The sequence below is a fragment of the Leptolinea tardivitalis genome, from assembly GCF_001050275.1.
Taxonomy (GTDB): domain Bacteria; phylum Chloroflexota; class Anaerolineae; order Anaerolineales; family Anaerolineaceae; genus Leptolinea; species Leptolinea tardivitalis.
The window spans coordinates 117,899-129,704 of the sequence record NZ_BBYA01000009.1; the positions used below are offsets into that span (position 1 = coordinate 117,899).

Annotated in this window: 18 protein-coding genes; 5 read left to right on the top strand and 13 right to left on the bottom strand. The window is 46.9% G+C overall.

The annotated features are described in order from the left end of the window. The first annotated feature begins 3 nt into the window (after positions 1–3). Entirely contained in the window at positions 4–414 is a 411-nt protein-coding gene (locus LTAR_RS07755) for a response regulator (protein ID WP_062421631.1), read from the top strand. Between the two features lie 34 nt (positions 415–448). Here LTAR_RS07755 and LTAR_RS07760 read toward each other — a convergent pair whose 3' ends face one another. The 3 genes from LTAR_RS07760 to LTAR_RS07770 are packed head-to-tail and all read right to left on the bottom strand — an operon-like array spanning position 449 to position 2,473. Further along, positions 449–892, bottom strand: a complete 444-nt coding sequence (locus tag LTAR_RS07760) for a GNAT family N-acetyltransferase (RefSeq protein ID WP_062421632.1) — start codon at positions 890–892, stop codon at positions 449–451. Continuing rightward, entirely contained in the window at positions 892–1,797 is a 906-nt protein-coding gene (locus tag LTAR_RS07765; protein ID WP_062421633.1) for an SPFH domain-containing protein, read from the bottom strand. The genes LTAR_RS07760 and LTAR_RS07765 overlap by 1 nt, the downstream gene beginning before the upstream one ends. Positions 1,798–1,846: 49 nt before the next feature. Continuing rightward, positions 1,847–2,473: an NfeD family protein gene (locus LTAR_RS07770; protein WP_062421634.1), complete on the bottom strand. Its 627-nt coding sequence runs from the start codon at positions 2,471–2,473 to the stop codon at positions 1,847–1,849. A gap of 147 nt (positions 2,474–2,620) precedes the next feature. On the opposite strand from LTAR_RS07770, the gene LTAR_RS07775 reads away from it, so the two are divergent. Further along, positions 2,621–3,307: a metal-dependent hydrolase gene (locus LTAR_RS07775; protein ID WP_062421635.1), complete on the top strand. Its 687-nt coding sequence runs from the start codon at positions 2,621–2,623 to the stop codon at positions 3,305–3,307. Between the two features lie 60 nt (positions 3,308–3,367). Here LTAR_RS07775 and LTAR_RS07780 read toward each other — a convergent pair whose 3' ends face one another. From LTAR_RS07780 to LTAR_RS07800, 5 genes are all read right to left on the bottom strand, one after another. After that, positions 3,368–3,640, bottom strand: coding sequence for a hypothetical protein (locus tag LTAR_RS07780; RefSeq protein WP_062421636.1), 273 nt, complete (start codon positions 3,638–3,640; stop codon positions 3,368–3,370). 65 nt (positions 3,641–3,705) lie between these two features. Continuing rightward, the gene (locus tag LTAR_RS07785; RefSeq protein WP_062421637.1) at positions 3,706–4,566 is read right to left on the bottom strand and encodes an RNA polymerase sigma factor; all 861 of its coding nucleotides are present in this window, start codon (positions 4,564–4,566) and stop codon (positions 3,706–3,708) included. 41 nt (positions 4,567–4,607) lie between these two features. Next, positions 4,608–5,231 (bottom strand): DUF3267 domain-containing protein, encoded by a 624-nt coding sequence (locus tag LTAR_RS07790; protein WP_062421638.1) that lies wholly within the window; start codon positions 5,229–5,231, stop codon positions 4,608–4,610. Next, positions 5,228–5,671, bottom strand: a complete 444-nt coding sequence (locus tag LTAR_RS07795; protein WP_062421639.1) for an alcohol dehydrogenase catalytic domain-containing protein — start codon at positions 5,669–5,671, stop codon at positions 5,228–5,230. Before LTAR_RS07795 ends, LTAR_RS07790 begins: the two co-directional genes overlap by 4 nt. 5 nt (positions 5,672–5,676) lie before the next feature. Continuing rightward, positions 5,677–6,414, bottom strand: a complete 738-nt coding sequence (locus LTAR_RS07800) for a class I SAM-dependent methyltransferase (RefSeq protein ID WP_062421640.1) — start codon at positions 6,412–6,414, stop codon at positions 5,677–5,679. Between the two features lie 250 nt (positions 6,415–6,664). On the opposite strand from LTAR_RS07800, the gene LTAR_RS07805 reads away from it, so the two are divergent. After that, positions 6,665–6,931, top strand: coding sequence for a hypothetical protein (locus LTAR_RS07805; RefSeq protein WP_062421641.1), 267 nt, complete (start codon positions 6,665–6,667; stop codon positions 6,929–6,931). 84 nt (positions 6,932–7,015) lie between these two features. Here LTAR_RS07805 and LTAR_RS07810 read toward each other — a convergent pair whose 3' ends face one another. The 5 genes from LTAR_RS07810 to LTAR_RS07830 all read right to left on the bottom strand — a co-directional run bounded on the left by LTAR_RS07810 (position 7,016) and on the right by LTAR_RS07830 (position 10,485). Continuing rightward, on the bottom strand, positions 7,016–7,870 hold the full coding sequence (locus LTAR_RS07810; protein WP_062421642.1) for a DegV family protein: 855 nt from the start codon (positions 7,868–7,870) through the stop codon (positions 7,016–7,018). Between the two features lie 146 nt (positions 7,871–8,016). Further along, complete coding sequence (locus tag LTAR_RS07815) at positions 8,017–8,226, bottom strand: hypothetical protein (protein ID WP_062421643.1); 210 nt, start codon at positions 8,224–8,226, stop codon at positions 8,017–8,019. Beyond that, positions 8,207–8,776 carry a hypothetical protein gene (locus LTAR_RS07820; protein ID WP_062421644.1) on the bottom strand — a complete coding sequence of 190 codons (570 nt, stop codon included), beginning with the start codon at positions 8,774–8,776 and terminating at the stop codon, positions 8,207–8,209. Before LTAR_RS07820 ends, LTAR_RS07815 begins: the two co-directional genes overlap by 20 nt. Before the next feature lie 61 nt (positions 8,777–8,837). Continuing rightward, on the bottom strand, positions 8,838–9,875 hold the full coding sequence (locus LTAR_RS07825; protein WP_062421645.1) for a homoserine dehydrogenase: 1,038 nt from the start codon (positions 9,873–9,875) through the stop codon (positions 8,838–8,840). A gap of 124 nt (positions 9,876–9,999) precedes the next feature. Continuing rightward, the gene (locus LTAR_RS07830) at positions 10,000–10,485 is read right to left on the bottom strand and encodes a hypothetical protein (RefSeq protein WP_062421646.1); all 486 of its coding nucleotides are present in this window, start codon (positions 10,483–10,485) and stop codon (positions 10,000–10,002) included. 225 nt (positions 10,486–10,710) lie between these two features. Between LTAR_RS07830 and LTAR_RS07835 the strand changes: the two genes are divergently transcribed. Both LTAR_RS07835 and LTAR_RS07840 read left to right on the top strand, forming a co-directional pair. Beyond that, on the top strand, positions 10,711–11,070 hold the full coding sequence (locus LTAR_RS07835) for a hypothetical protein (protein ID WP_062531873.1): 360 nt from the start codon (positions 10,711–10,713) through the stop codon (positions 11,068–11,070). Positions 11,071–11,297: 227 nt separating this feature from the next. Next, complete coding sequence (locus LTAR_RS07840; RefSeq protein WP_062531874.1) at positions 11,298–11,615, top strand: hypothetical protein; 318 nt, start codon at positions 11,298–11,300, stop codon at positions 11,613–11,615. Positions 11,616–11,806: the final 191 nt, after the last annotated feature.

Here is an 11,806-nt window from a genome sequence, read left to right on the forward strand (position 1 = left end):
CGTATGCGCATTCCTCGAGTCCTGGTCATTGATGATGATCCGACCATCGCCCGGCTGGTTCGTTTAACCCTTCATTCTAAAGGATACGATGTTGTTGTTGCCGAGAATACTCATGACGGACTCAAAGAGCTTTTTCAACAGACAACCGACCTGATCATTCTCGATTACATGCTGCCCGAACAAAACGGGCTATCATTCTTAAAAGATCTGCGGGCAGAACCAGAATTGGCAACAATTCCGGTGATCATGATGACCACGGCCAGTGTGGGAGAGGTGGTTCAGGCAGCCATCATACTGGGTGCCAATGACTTCTTAACCAAACCGTTTGACTTAAAAACCCTGTTAGAACGGGTCGAAAAATTCGTACCTATGCCCGAAGAAGATAATGACAGGAATGATGAGAATGGTAAGTAAGGAAGAAAACACTTCCAAACCTTAGGGATAATTTTTAAATCTTATCCAGTTTCTTAGTCATTACATAAGCATCTTCCCCGTCTGCATAATACTGCGGACGGGTTTCTTTTTTCTGGTATCCCAGCTCTTCATAGAGATGAATGGCGCCTTCATTAGATTTACGCACGCACAGACAGATGACCGGCCGCCTGACGAGCTTTTCAACAGCCATCATCAACGATTTTCCCACACCCTGCCGACGATATTCTGGCGCCACCCCCACAGTGCTGACCCAGGCTACCGGTTCAAACAAGTTCTGTTCGACCGAAATAAACCCGATGATGGATTTATCATCCTGTGCTTTAAGGTTAATTCCCCCTGGAATTATCAGGATCGTTAAAATATCCAGCACTGGCCAGGCATCTTCCTTGAACACCACATCTTCCAATTTTTTCAGGGCGCTCAAATCAAACAGCCTGGCCGGTGCAAGAGAATACATCACGCTTTGTTGCCAACTCCTTTAACAAAGTCGGAAAGCAGGTTGGTAAATTCCATCGGGAAGATGTACTTGGTTGCCGGATTGGCAGACATCGTCTTGAGGGTGTCGAAGTATTGCAGTGTAACGGTGTGCTGATCGATCTTGTTGGCAATAGCATCGATTTTCGACAGGGCTCCGGCGTACCCTTCAGCCTTTAATTGCTGAGCCTGTAATTCACCCTCTGCTTTAAGAATGGCGGCTTGTTTTTCACCTTCAGCCCGCAGAATGGCAGCCTGTTTTTCGCCTGTTGCCACATTAATGGCGGCTTCTCGCGTACCTTCTGATTCTGTAACAATAGCACGGCGGGTACGTTCAGCCGTTAACTGGCGGTTCATAGAATCCTGAACATCCCGCGGCGGGATAATCTCACGGATTTCCACATTGGTCACCTTGACGCCCCAGCGTTCTGTCACTTCATCCAACCGGGTGCGCAGCAGGGTGTTGATGTGCTCACGTTGTGAGAGAACATCATCAAGCAGGATGCCGCCAATGACTGACCGTAATGTGGTTGTTGCCAGACCCTGGGCCGCGAGCTCAAAATTGCCCACCTGTAAAACACTTTCTGTGGGATTAACCAGTTTGTAGTACCACAGGAAGTCAATGGAAATGGGGGCGTTATCCTTGGTAATGGAGGATTGGTGGGGAATTTCCCGAACCTGTTCACGAAGATCAACCCGAACAGGGCGGTCAATTACTGGAATCAACAGGACAAGCCCCGGACCTTTATCGCCAATACAGCGGCCAAGCCGAAAAACGACAAGCCGTTGATATTCTGGGACTACCTTAATGGCAGAGGCGAGGAAGAATATTGCCAGTACAACAACAAAACCGATCAGGCATAATACAGGGGTGATTGAAGCATCCATAGCTGTCTCCTTATTTACAATTTACAAGCAAAGTTTATTCAAGTTTTCTTTATTCATGCAACAGGTCAGGATCATTGGTGTTTTCTGACCAGGGTTCAACTTCCAGGGTAAATCCATCCTGTTTGAGCACTTTCACCATTGTCCCCGCTGGAATGAGTGTTTGCGAGCGGGCGCTCCACTCTTCATTTTGAACATACACAGTTCCCGTCAGATGCACGTCTGAGCGTGTTTTGCCTACCATGCCGACCAGTTTACCGGTTCGGTTATAGGGTTTCATCTTCATGGCATCCATTCCGCGAGTGGCGATGATCCACATGAGACCTGTGACCAGGATCGAAACAATACTGGCCAACACCGGATTTACAGCCGGTTGTCCAGATTCAAGACGGAACATGAACACTGAACCGACTATCAGGGCAAGAATACTGATGACCAGAAATAATCGGTTTCTTGACTTACGTAACGCGATTAAGAATGGGAAAACGCCTACCAGAAGAATAACCACAGCCCACCAATTAATGGGCAGGTTAGCCATCGAGTAACCAGCAATGACAATTGCCAGAACGGCGCCAATTTCGAGAAGTCCGGTTCCGGGTGCGAACAAGGCCAGAACAGTCAGAACAAACCCGGCAACCAGTATTAAATATGAAACATTTGGATCGAGTAAATAATTCATTTCACCCTTCTTCTATTTCCTTGTTACATTATATACAAGCCGATATGCAGTGACAACAAAACAGGAAACCAGGCTGTATCTATATACGCAATTTACGTTAAAGAGTATCATGTTCATTCATTGAATAAACTGTTGAGGAGAAGACTGATGAGTACATCCATTACTTTTCTGGGACATGCCGCCTTTTCTATTAAAACCGGCGAATTTTCCATTCTGGTGGACCCTTTCTTATCTCGCAATCCCCTTGCCAGTATCTCGGCTGATAAAGTGGAGGCAGATTATATTCTGATTACACATGGGCATGGAGACCATCTGGGGGATGCCGCTGCCATTGCCAAGCGGACAGGCGCCTTGATCATCAGTAATTCCGAAATATGCGACTGGTTTGAATCAAAAGGGTTTAACGTCCACGGGCAGCATATAGGAGGTGGTTTTACACACCCATTTGGTTACTTAAAATTGACCAATGCTTTGCATGGATCTGCTCTTCCGGATGGCTCCAATGGCGGGAATCCGGCAGGTTTTTTGTTGACCTTCAAAGAAAATGGAAAGAAAGCGTATTTTGCCGGTGATACCGGTCTTTTTGGCGATATGCGGTTGATCGGGGAAGAAGGCATTGACCTGGCCGCCCTGCCCATAGGCGATAATTTCACTATGGGTCCGGCTGATGCCCTGCGCGCTGTGAGGTTGTTGCAGCCGGCTGTGGTCATACCCATTCATTACAATACGTTCCCCCCCATCCGCCAGGATGTAGCTGCCTGGGCGCGTGAAGTAGAAGCTCAGACCAGTACGCTGGTCAAAGTGTTGTCACCAGGGGAGAGTGTTGAATTATAAGTTCACAGGGTGATTGAAAGAACTCCCCGTTTTTCTTTTGCGGGAAGTTCTTTGTTCAACTCAGAATGTCTGTTTCATCAACAACTGCATCGATTCTTGAGGCAGAATGATCGGTGAAATTTCGAGAATCTCCGAATAGTATTCTCGATGGGGGGCGAAGGCTTTATCGAATTCAGCCCTGTCTTTCGCCTCCCATATATTGAGGCCAACCGACGGATCGTCCTTCAGACAATATGTGCTGAGCGGATGGGTTGGCAGGGCACCAGCCTGAAGTTTTTGACCCAACTCGGCCATCTTGGTGACATCCAATCGTACTTTAACGAAAAACAACATTTTTCTCTCCTTTCTGAAGCAGGTTTAGATTACTTTATAGATTTAGAGAGAAAAACTTGATTTTGTTACACCCCATTTTTGTGAAAGATCATCCAATCTTTACTTTTCATAATTTCTGTAACTATCTGTTGGGAATTTTTTGGGGCAGTTTTTAGTGAAAGCCTTGAATAATAATCCATCGTTAATGCAAATTCAGAAATTTCTTTCTCCAATTGACGGGTATTCGGTGGAGAATTTTGTGTTTCGGAATTATCTTTTATGGAAATCCAATCCTTTTTCAAAGAAAAACCAATCAAATCTTCACAATGGCAATGATTGGCCGGATTATATTGAGAACAATTCTTGCAGAGAAACATCTTGATATTTGTTCTTGCTCTGTGAACCAATACCCGAACAGCCCCCTCTGATCTGTTCATAATTGCCGCTACATCTTCGATTTCAATCTTGAGAAGTACAGAGAGAATAAATGCTGTTCGTTGGTCGATAGAAAGACAACGGATTAAGCCGGTCAGACAACCTTCTTTAATTTGATCTATAAGATATTGCCTATCCGTTTCACTCAATCCATCCGGGGATTTTACCTGCCTGGCAGATTGGATCATTTCTTCAAACGAGGAGAATGACGTTCTCTGCCTGCCTGCCAATAACTTTAAACACTCATTCCGGGCAATAGTGAATATCCATGTGAACAGATGGCTTTCCTCGCGAAATGTTTCAATATGACGGAAAACCTGAAAAAAAGTCTCCTGGGTGATATCAGTGGCATCTTCAATATCGCCCGTCATTCGATAGGCCAGATTGTAGATTTTCTCGCCGTAACTATCATAGAGAAGTGAAAAACTGGAATCGTCATGGTCTTTTAAATGTTGAATGAAGTCGGCTGTGACAGACAAATCCATACTTTCATGTTCAACAGTCTGATCCATTTATGCTTCCTTGTCACTTGTTTTCCACTATCTGTACATTTTCAGGAAGGTTTGTATGGGATCTGGAAGAATTCCACTTTGTCACCGCTGTCTCGAATATACAACGGTTCTCTTCGTGTTATCAACATCCCCACAATCCACAGGTCACCGACAGCACCGGCGATATTCATCACCATAATGAGAGCCGTATGGAACACCAATTTATCTGGAATGATAGGTAGAAGCACCATGCCGACTACAGTGAGAACCACAAGTGGACTGACAGCCGTCACTATATACGGAAATTTTTTAAGGAACACATTTGGTGCTGCGGCATAAGCATAGCCAGGACCGATATTGTAGACTGGACGTTTCCCGGTCAACAGCCAGAAGCACAGACCGTGGGTTCCCTCATGCAGAATGACCAGGATAATCAAATCAACAAGCAAAACAAGAATAATCATTCCCGCTTCGCCGAGGTTGTTTATGGTGAATGAAAACATACCGGCTGCACTTTGTGGACGTATATACCGGATATAGACAGGTACCGATAGGGCAGCAAAAACAAACAGCACAAAGCCAATAATGTTGAGCCACAGTACCAGTTTGGCATTTTCCCGCAGATTGAATTCAGCCGTCTGTATATATCCGGGTGGTAATGTATCCATGGCCGATTTGATGTTCATCTCGAATCGCGGAGAATGTCTATGCGGTCAAACAACAATTCATATGCAGTCGCTGCGGTCAATGGAAGAGCGGCTGCCTGTGAATGCGTGAGAGAATCTGGCTTCCGGCCGGCTATGCGTTCATCCACCAGTTGGAATTCTGCATTGCTGCCCGGCCAGTTAGATTGACCAGCCAGGCAGACTGGATCGCCTGGTTTGAACAGGCTGGCCTGCGAACCAGTTTTGACCACGACTTCAGGGGCATCGAAGCCCGGTACATTGGACTGACTTTCGGGAGGCGTGATACGCTTACGAAGTTTGGTATCCACCGGATTGACAGATATGGCTTTAACCTGAACCAGCAGGTCGTTCCCGGATGACTGCGGTTCGGGGACTTCCATATCTACCAGTGAATCAGGTTTATTGATTGGCAAGGATTTGTAATATCCCACAGCCTTCATGGTTTTTACTCCTTCCGGCTTACAGGGACAAATAATTCAGATGTTGATGTGAATTTTGACACATCTCCTTTTATTGCGAGAAAAACACCCAGGAAGAAATTCTTATACACAATATCCGCACAGTCAAAACCCGCCTGCCTGAGCCAGGTGAGCTGGTCTGATAGAAGAGCATCTTGGTCATATCGGGTGCGGCGTTCGATACTGGCGTTGATCTGTTCTTCTGTAGCCCCAGAGGAATGCACATGGCTCAACCAGCGATTCCAGTAGAGTTGACGCAAGGCTGGTGTTTCTCCGCGGATCTGATCAATATTGATGAATGCCCCGGCAGGTTTGAGAATGCCATAAATGGATTGAAAGAGATGGCTTTTTTCTTCATCTGTCAGATGATGGATGGAGAGGCTGGAAACCACCAGATCGTATTGTTCTTCTCCCTGAAGGTAACGATAATCCGCGATTTCAAATTGGAATCGACCGCCCTGATCCTTGAATCGATCGCGGGCGGCATCCAGCATTTTGTCGGCTACATCCATCAACACAAATTGAGCATTGGGGTATAAAGCATACACATGGGCTGCGAAGGAACCTGTTCCGGCACCCAGATCCAGCACCCGGATGGGTTGTTCTTTTCCAAAAGGGATCACCCGGACGGCTGTTCCAAAGAGATCGGTATACCCGAGAAGGGCACGCTGCATCCAATCATCGTAGGTGGGAGTAGAAGCGTTAAAAGCCTGATCAATAGTCATAATAATTATCCTCTATATGAATAATCATACTGTATGCCTGAAAGCATTTCCAACAGCGTCCCGATTAAAAAGAAAAACCCGATTCAATCAGATTCTTCTCTCATGGCTAAATGTAGATGTTCAGCGGATGGCTGTTTGCAATTTAGCAATGTTCCCCTCGGGATTTGTCATATAACGCCAGGTGATGGATTTATCGGTTCCCACCGGAGTGGAAACAACCTCACCAACGAGCGAGCCGCCCAGTGAGTGATTGAACCACCTTTACCGCTTCGGTGACATCGTCTACCCGGAATACTATGTGGCTGAAGCCGGGGCGATTGACAGCTTTAATGCTTTCTTCACTGAAATGGTTGTAGGTGAAAATCTCAATTGTTGGACCCTGATCTCCGCAGCCAGGCGACCTCAGGTGGGTGCCCTGGATGGCAGCCTGTGGAACGGCTGTCCCCTTTTTTCCAGGCCATCATCTTTCAGGTCCCGTTCAGGTGGGGTGAATTCACAACCAAATGCTTTTGCATAGAATTTGGTTAGTTTTCGATAAACTCAGCCAGTAGGTTGGTTCAGTGCCCGAGTCTGTCGAGGGCATCGGTTTCTTGAATACCTCTTATCCGGCGTACCCACACAGAGCAATGGCACGCGGACCGGTATGCACGCCCAGCACCGGTGACACAATCGAAATGAAAATCTCTTTGGGAGAAAAATCCCGAATCACCCGTTCCATCAGCTCTTTTGCTTCCGGCAGGGCGTTGTTATGCAATACCGTGATATGCAGAGGAAGTGATGTATCAATATGGCGGAAGAACTCTTTATACAGGTCTTCGATTGCCGCCTTGCGGGAGCGTGACGGAATGGCGGCGCCAACAGTTCCGGTTTCATGCTTGACGTAAATCATTGGTTTGATGTGCAGGATCGAATTCAGGAATCGAGCGGCATCGGCTATCCTCCCACCGCGGGCCAGATATTCGATAGTATCGAGTGAAATGTAATATTGCATGTGACTTCGTGCCTGTTCGGCCGCCGCCAACATCTCTGTCAGGCCGCCGCCTGCTTCGCGGGCGCGGGCAGCAGCAATTACCTGCCAGCCAATTCCCATGGAGTTGGACTTGCCATCCATAATCTTCACAGGAATAGGAGATTCTTCCGCTGCCCGGCGAGCAGATTCGATGGTTCCGCTCATGGCGCTGCTGATGGTGATAACCAGAACCTGTTCGTAACCGTCTTCTGCTGCTTTTTTGTATGCATCAAGAAACAACTTCGGGGCAGGTTGTGATGTGGTGGGACGAAGGTTTTCAGCCGCCAGCCGTTCATAAAATTCAATGGGAGTAATATCCACTCCATCGGTGAAGGTTTCACCTTTCATCACAATGGTCAGTGGAACAACGCAAATGTCATACTGAGTAATCCATTCCCGAGGAATGTCGCAGGTGCTATCTGTAATCAGGGCTATTTTATGTTTCATTTAATATCCAATCAAAAGAGATTGAATTCATTCTAAATCAGTGTCTGATATTATCAAAGGTGACATCTGGATGGTTTTTTTGAAAAATCATTAGGAATTTCGTCATAAAAACCATGAAATGCAAGGAGTTGGGCTTGAAATCCTTATCAATTTCTTTGCAGGAAAAATAACGTCAATCCGTTCAATCCGAAAATGGCCAGTGTGGCCAGCAGGAAGGTGATGCCTATCCCAAGGGATGGAAGTGCCATACCTAGAATGAGATAAAAACAGGCGTACCCGGCGGAAGAGGTCACATAGCTGCGGAAATGTTTGAGAGCTGCCGCAGAGCCGTTTTGTTTATGGATGAAGATAGACATGATCAACCCGAATACCGGGAATGGGGCAATCAGTCCACTGAGCTGTGGTCCAAGAACAGCGGCAAAGCTGGTAATCCCGAATACAAACGCCGTCGCCAGCAGCATCCTCAATGGGAGATCCCATTGAGGAAGAACAGTATTCTTGAATTCTCCACCTGAACGGGGAAGAAGCCAGAAAACAATGGCGATGGTTGCTAGAATCAGAAAAAAAAGCCGGTAGCAGTGTCAGATTGAACTGGTTCAAGATAATGATTGATGCGAAAAACGCCGTAATCCCGAAGGCTGCACTGACCATCCAGTTAAATTGCAAGGCGGCATAGCTATAGACCAGACAAAAAACACATACAGAAGCCTGCCCGCCAAGGTTTCCAGCCGCCGAGGCAGCGGCAAAATCTGTCCCATGCTGCAAGGCCATAACCAGAGTTATAGGGGCAGAGGTTAATGGAAATCCAAGGAACCAACCGCTGACAGTGGAACCCCATCTCCTCCCGGCCAGTGATATCACGGCAATGATCAGGGGAGAAAGAATCAGTTTTACTGTCAGGATCATGGCAAAATCAACTGTTTATATCGATCAGGTCGATATTAATCCAGATTATTTCTAGAAATAACTAATCGCTCAGGTGGCGGTGCAGCGCCAGCAGGTCTTCCACCAGGGCATATCCGGTTGGCAGTCGCCCGGCGCCAGGCCCAATTAATGTGACATCTCCCAACAATTCAGTGGTAAAGGTGATGGCATTGGTCGCCCCGCCAACCTGTGCCAGAGGATGAGTCTCGGGCAGGCACTGCGGTTTGACGCTGGCCTTGATGCCGGATGCTGTTTTCTCAACCCGGCCGATCAATTTCCAGCGTTCATTCCTGGCATGAGCCTGTTGGATGTCATCCACAGTCAACTTTGTAATACCTTCACGTTCCACGTCTGTCATGCGGATATTGGCGCCCATCAGCAGGTTGGCCAGAATGACCACCTTGCCGGCGGCATCGAACCCTTCGACATCACCGGTGGGGTCAGCCTCGGCATATCCTTTGGCCTGGGCTTCTGCCAGCGCGTCCGCGTAAGCAGCACCCGCGTCCATCTGAGAGAGAATGTAATTCGTTGTTCCATTGACGATTCCCTGAATACAGGTCACACCGGCTCCACTCAATAATTCCGTCCCCATTCGTAGAGACGGCGTACCGCTCATCACGGAACCTTCCACCCCGATGGTCACTCCGCGTTTATCCGCCAGATGGTGTAATTCCTGATAGGCCAACGCGACCGGCCCCTTGTTGGTGGTGATGACATGCTTGCCGGATTGCAATGCTGCCTTCAGGTGGGTGATGGCTGGTTCGCCGGTTTTCAGATCGGTAAAACTCAACTCGGCTACCACGCTGGCATTTGATTCATTTATGGTCTTCAAGGCATCCCAGCCTTTGAATGGAGCGGGAACGGATTCCAATGAACCAGTTTTGGCAATGGCATCCAGCAGGACGGCCGGTTTCAATCCGTCAGGATCATACAGACTTCCTTTTTGCATGTCGCTGACGGCTGTGATGACGAAATTTGCCCCGAATTCTTTCTCATATTGCGTACCATAATCACGCAGAATCTGGGCAAAACCCTGTCCCACATTTCCAAATCCGATAAGTGCCAGGCGGTATGTTTGCATAGTATTATCCCTCGAAGATGACAGATTTACCCATTATAAGGGAGATGCGGCTCTCCATAGCACGTAAAATAAAAAAAAGGCGGAGTGTTCCTGCTCACTCCGCCTCCTGTATGACTGTGATGGATCAATCGGTATCCGCTTGATCCAGGCAGGGACAATCATACCGGTTACCCTGGAATGAGGATCTTCTTCCCATGCCAAAGCCGCGCTGTTTCATCCAATCGGCCTGGTCCTGGGTAATCGTTCCATCTTTTACCGCCTGATCAATGACCTGGGTGCGGACATCGTTCATCATTGTTGTGAAATTTTCTGCCGTGATCCCTTTTGAAACCGCGATCTGGTACATGGATTCACCTTTATTCAGGCGGGATTCCAGATCATTGGCAGACATATTCAATTTTTCTGCCATTGCGGCCGTCATTTTGTCATCCAGGAGACCGCCATCATACGAATAACCGCGTCCGCCCATCATCCAGCCGCGGCTGCCCATCATTCCAAATCCATTGAACCGGCTATTATTAAATTGTGAATTGGCAAACCAGTATCCAACGGCTCCGAAAAGGACGAATAACACAATCCCGGTGGCAGCACCAATAAGTATTTTCTTCATTTTTTCCTTCACTTTCCAAATTTTTTAGGTTTTGAGTTCCTGTTATTGGAAATAGTAGCCGGGTTATGTGAAGAAATTATGAAGAATGAGAAATATATTCAAACTGCTGAATCATGGAGTGTTATAAATCGTCATGGAATTATGGAGAATTATGGAGATTGTCCACAAAGCGAACTTTGCAGTTGCAGAATTAATCAAAAATCCCGAAACTGTTATTGTGAATCGATGAGCAAAGAGGTAATCATGGGAATGCAGGCAATCAGTTCAATATCTTCAAGCGGAATTTCTGCAACAGCGCAGGCTTTGACTCAACGTGTGTCTTCAGGCAACAAAACTGGTGGAGGAGGTGGAGCGGCTAAAACCAGTTCTGCCTCTGGAAGCAGTTCTTCCTCTGAAAGTTCAACAACCTATGACCCCATGGATTTGAATAAAGATGGTATTGTATCTCCAAGTGAAAGGGCAATCTATCTGCTCAGACATCCGGAAAAAGCCAATAACCAGAACAATGCGCAGACCTATTCAAGCCAGGGAACACAGACTGATCAGACGACCAGCCTGAGTGGTTTGATCAATTTATCTGCCTGATTTGAAATAAACAACCCAATGATCCTCGAACCCTTCGGCGAGGATTGCTTCACATTACCTCTCCTGATCAGGAGAAATGAACACCCTTCCGCCAAAGGGTGTTTCATTTTCTAAAAACACTGTTCTTTGTGGCACGAATCGTGTAAATTTAATGGAATAGTGGAGTTCTTTCAGGTGATTTGGTTGGTATAATCAATAAAGAAACCAGAATCACAGGCGGGGTTTAGGTGGAGATTCGGGCTATTACAAGGGTAAATTCTTACAGTCCCTCTGTTACAGCGCTGGGAGTAACACAACGGTTGGCTGCCGGCGTCAAACCTGATAGAGGCGGGACGGTAGTTTTGCCTTCTGATTCCTCCACGGCTATCATTGTTTACAACCAACCAGAACTTCAGACAAGAAAATCCTTCACAAATCGGGATCTTCTGCAACAACTTTCCAGTGCTGATACACTGGAGGATGATTCAACATTGCAGGCACTCCTGAATCTGGCTGAAGATGAATATGCCGGAGGATTTTTCGGCATCATTGATCTGTATGCCTGATGGTCTGGTTTTGCCTTCAAATAAATCAAAAACCACCCCCTCTTTCATCTCCCCCATTTTTCCGAAACAAGAAGAATGGGGGAGAAAAATATCACTTAAAAAGTTCCTTGTACCTCTTAAAAGGTGTAAATGCAGTCTTCCGATAGAGACCGAAGAGGTGCCATTGAAAAAATTGGCCTTAAATGAAATCA

Coding starts and splice junctions, on each gene's coding strand:
- LTAR_RS07755 (WP_062421631.1), top strand. CDS start 4: ATGCGCATTCCTCGAGTCCTGGTCATTGATGATGATCCGACCATCGCC.
- LTAR_RS07760 (WP_062421632.1), bottom strand. CDS start 892: ATGTATTCTCTTGCACCGGCCAGGCTGTTTGATTTGAGCGCCCTGAAA.
- LTAR_RS07765 (WP_062421633.1), bottom strand. CDS start 1,797: ATGGATGCTTCAATCACCCCTGTATTATGCCTGATCGGTTTTGTTGTT.
- LTAR_RS07770 (WP_062421634.1), bottom strand. CDS start 2,473: ATGAATTATTTACTCGATCCAAATGTTTCATATTTAATACTGGTTGCC.
- LTAR_RS07775 (WP_062421635.1), top strand. CDS start 2,621: ATGAGTACATCCATTACTTTTCTGGGACATGCCGCCTTTTCTATTAAA.
- LTAR_RS07780 (WP_062421636.1), bottom strand. CDS start 3,640: ATGTTGTTTTTCGTTAAAGTACGATTGGATGTCACCAAGATGGCCGAG.
- LTAR_RS07785 (WP_062421637.1), bottom strand. CDS start 4,566: ATGGATCAGACTGTTGAACATGAAAGTATGGATTTGTCTGTCACAGCC.
- LTAR_RS07790 (WP_062421638.1), bottom strand. CDS start 5,231: ATGAACATCAAATCGGCCATGGATACATTACCACCCGGATATATACAG.
- LTAR_RS07795 (WP_062421639.1), bottom strand. CDS start 5,671: ATGAAGGCTGTGGGATATTACAAATCCTTGCCAATCAATAAACCTGAT.
- LTAR_RS07800 (WP_062421640.1), bottom strand. CDS start 6,414: ATGACTATTGATCAGGCTTTTAACGCTTCTACTCCCACCTACGATGAT.
- LTAR_RS07810 (WP_062421642.1), bottom strand. CDS start 7,870: ATGAAACATAAAATAGCCCTGATTACAGATAGCACCTGCGACATTCCT.
- LTAR_RS07815 (WP_062421643.1), bottom strand. CDS start 8,226: ATGTCTATCTTCATCCATAAACAAAACGGCTCTGCGGCAGCTCTCAAA.
- LTAR_RS07820 (WP_062421644.1), bottom strand. CDS start 8,776: ATGATCCTGACAGTAAAACTGATTCTTTCTCCCCTGATCATTGCCGTG.
- LTAR_RS07825 (WP_062421645.1), bottom strand. CDS start 9,875: ATGCAAACATACCGCCTGGCACTTATCGGATTTGGAAATGTGGGACAG.
- LTAR_RS07830 (WP_062421646.1), bottom strand. CDS start 10,485: ATGAAGAAAATACTTATTGGTGCTGCCACCGGGATTGTGTTATTCGTC.
- LTAR_RS07835 (WP_062531873.1), top strand. CDS start 10,711: ATGAGCAAAGAGGTAATCATGGGAATGCAGGCAATCAGTTCAATATCT.